This window comes from Streptomyces brasiliensis (assembly GCF_014647875.1).
GTDB lineage: Bacteria > Actinomycetota > Actinomycetes > Streptomycetales > Streptomycetaceae > Streptomyces > Streptomyces brasiliensis.
In genome coordinates, this window is record NZ_BMQA01000183.1 from 1 (window position 1) to 2,952 (window position 2,952).

Here is a 2,952-nt window from a genome sequence, read left to right on the forward strand (position 1 = left end):
GCAACGAGAACACCGGTCCACCAGACACGCACTCGTCACTCAAGAGGAAACGCACCCTCATAGCCGCCGGACTACGCGGCGGCAAGACCGTCCCCACCAGCGTCGCCGCGCACCCGCGCGTCTTCGCCACCCTCACCGCACCCGGCTTCGGGCCCGTCCACAACCAGCCCGACACCGGCCGCTGCCACTGCGGCCACACCCACCCCGACGACGACCCGCTCCTCGGCACGCCGCTCGACCCCGAGCGTTACGACTACCCCGGCGCGGTGCTGTGGAACGCGCACGCCCCAGCACTGTGGGCCCGCTTCACCACCCATCTACGCCGTGAGATCGCCAAAGCCGCCGGACTCACCCAGCGCGCGCTACGGCACCACGCCACCCTCTCCTACGCCAAGGTCGCCGAGTACCAAAAACGCGGCCAGGTCCACTTCCACGCCGTCATCCGACTCGACGGACCCACCGGCCCCACCAGCACCCCGCCCGCCTGGGCCACCACCCAACTCCTCAACCACGCCGTACGCGCCGCCGCCACACGCACCCGCGTCCACCACGAAGGCGAACCGCCGAAGCAACCGCAGCCCGCCGCAGTCGTCCCCGCGTCCCAGCCCCAAGCCTCTGATCGGGCAGAGCGGTTGGTGTTCCGGTTCGGGCGGCAGATCGACGTCCGCGTGATCCGCGGCACCGACTTCACCGGCGGCGGCCCGGTCACCGACCGGCACGTCGCCGCCTACATCGCCAAATACGCCACCAAGGGCGCCGAGACCACCACCGGCACCCTCGACCGCCGACTCCGACTCCTCGCCGAACTCGCGACCCACAACATCACCGACCACGCCCGCCGCATGATCCACACCGCCTGGCACCTCGCCACCAACCGCCGCCACGCCCACCTCCGCCTGCGCCAATGGGCCCACATGCTCGGCTTCCGCGGCCACTTCTCCACCCGCACCCGCCACTACTCCACCACCCTCGCCCACCTCCGCGCCGAACGCACCGCCTGGCGAACCGGTCGACCCGACACCCAGACCCCAGCCCCAGCGTCGGCTCAGACGCAGGCCGGCCAAAAGGACGGCAGCCCGGTCGGTGACCGCGCCGAACACCCCACTGACCTGGCCCCCGGTCACCCCAACATCGCCGGTCAGCGCACGGACTCGGACACCACGCTGGTCATCTCCCACTGGCAGTACGCCGGAACCGGCCTTCTGCCCGAACTCGCACACCTCGCCAACCTCCTGACCGCCACGCGACAGACGCAACCCGAGCAACCGACCCGACCCCGGCGCTCGGAACACTCGCGTGACCACGCCGGTCACTCCGCCGGTCACCCGGTCGGTCACCCCACTGATCCGCTGACCAGCGCTGTCCGGGCGGGGGCCCTCGCGTGACCGCCGGCACGAAACTCCTCACCGTCCCCCAAGTCATGGAACGCCTCCAACTCGGCCGCACCGCCGTCTACGACCTCATCCGAACCCGCCAGCTCGTCTCCATCACTCTCGGCCGCGCCCGCCGCATCCCCGCAGACGCGCTCACCGACTTCATCCACACCCGCCTCGACCAGGAAGCCGCCTGATGACCACGCTCCGAGACACCCCCGCCTCCCGCCGTACCCGCGCCAACGGCGACGGGACCATCTACCAGCGAAAAGACGGCCGCTGGGAAGCCGCCGGATACGTCCTCGCCCCCGGCAACACCCGCAAGCGCGTCAGTGTCTACGGCACCACCCGCATGGACGCCCTCGCCAAACTCACCGAGAAGATCGCCACCAGCAACCGCGGCCTCCCCGTCCCCACCGCACAGGGCAGCGTGGCCGCGTACCTGACGTACTGGCTGGAGAACGTCGCCGTCCACCACCTCCGCGAAAACACCCACACCCGCTACACCACCTGCGTCCACCGCTACCTCATCCCCGGCCTCGGCAAGAAGAAGCTCACCAAACTCACCGCCAAGGACGTCCGCACCTGGCTCAACCAGCTCCGCACCACCTGCCAGTGCTGCGCGCGCGGCATCGACGCGGGACGTGAAGAGCCCCGTTGCTGCGCCGCCGGAACATGCTGCTCCAAGCGGCTCTCTCCGCTGACGCTGACCTACGTGCACTCCGTGCTCAAGTCCGCCCTGGAGCACGCCGTGCGCGAGGAGGAGATCCCGCGCAACGTCGCCCGCAACGTCCGCACCGGCACCCCACGGCCCCGGCGCTTCGAACCCCTCACCGCCGACGAAGCCCGCCAGTTCCTCGCAGCCACGCGCGGACACCGGTTGCACGCCCTGTTCGAACTCGCCCTCCACACCGGACTCCGCAAGGGCGAACTCCTCGGCCTCCGCTGGGAAGACCTCGACCTCGACACAGGCACGGCCGCCATCCGCCGCACACTCCAGCGCACCGCCGCAGGTGGGCTCACCGCACTGCCCACCAAGACGCGGGCCTCCGAACGCCGCATCGCTCTCCCCACTCGCTGCCTCCAGTCCCTGAAGCTCCACCGTGAACAGCAGCAGCGAGAGCGCGAGGCAGCAGGCACCGCGTGGCAGCACAACGGGCATGTCTTCACCACTGCTCAGGGCGGATCGATCGACCCGACGAACCTCACCCGCACCTTCACCACGCTCCTCCGCCTCGCCGGCCTCCGCCGCATCCGCTTCCACGACCTCAGGCACTCGACCGCAACCCTGCTCCTGGAACAGGGCGTCGAACTCGTCGTGATCAAGGAACTCCTCGGCCACGCCCACATTGGCGTCACAGCCACCGTCTACGCCCACGTCCGACTCCGCCTCCAGCGCGACGCCATCGACACCCTCGGCACCGCGCTCGACGGCCCCACGACCATCGAATCGGCCAACGGCGACGGCGACGAACCGCCGCACCTCTCCGCCCTCGTCCGCTGACGTTGCCGTCAACTACGATGGCGTCCCTTGCCGTGGTGTAGCCGATCAATGTTGAGGTGTGCGCGGGCTCGCTCT

At 70.1% G+C, this 2,952-nt stretch carries 3 protein-coding genes; all 3 read left to right on the forward strand.

Annotation, left to right across the window (positions count from 1 at the left end; translation table 11 throughout):
- A partial coding sequence (locus tag IEZ19_RS49500; protein WP_189317912.1) for a replication initiator occupies nucleotides 1-1,385 on the forward strand: 1,385 nt, incomplete at its 5' end.
- Entirely contained in the window at nucleotides 1,382-1,570 is a 189-nt protein-coding gene (locus tag IEZ19_RS49505) for a helix-turn-helix domain-containing protein (protein WP_189317913.1), read from the forward strand. The genes IEZ19_RS49500 and IEZ19_RS49505, both read left to right, overlap by 4 nt.
- Complete coding sequence (locus IEZ19_RS49510; RefSeq protein ID WP_189317914.1) at nucleotides 1,570-2,877, forward strand: tyrosine-type recombinase/integrase; 1,308 nt, start codon at nucleotides 1,570-1,572, stop codon at nucleotides 2,875-2,877. The genes IEZ19_RS49505 and IEZ19_RS49510 overlap by 1 nt, the downstream gene beginning before the upstream one ends.
- Nucleotides 2,878-2,952: the final 75 nt, after the last annotated feature.

Bases quoted from the DNA above. Each gene is read 5' to 3' on its own strand.
- IEZ19_RS49510 (WP_189317914.1), top strand. From the start codon at position 1,570: ATGACCACGCTCCGAGACACCCCCGCCTCCCGCCGTACCCGCGCCAAC.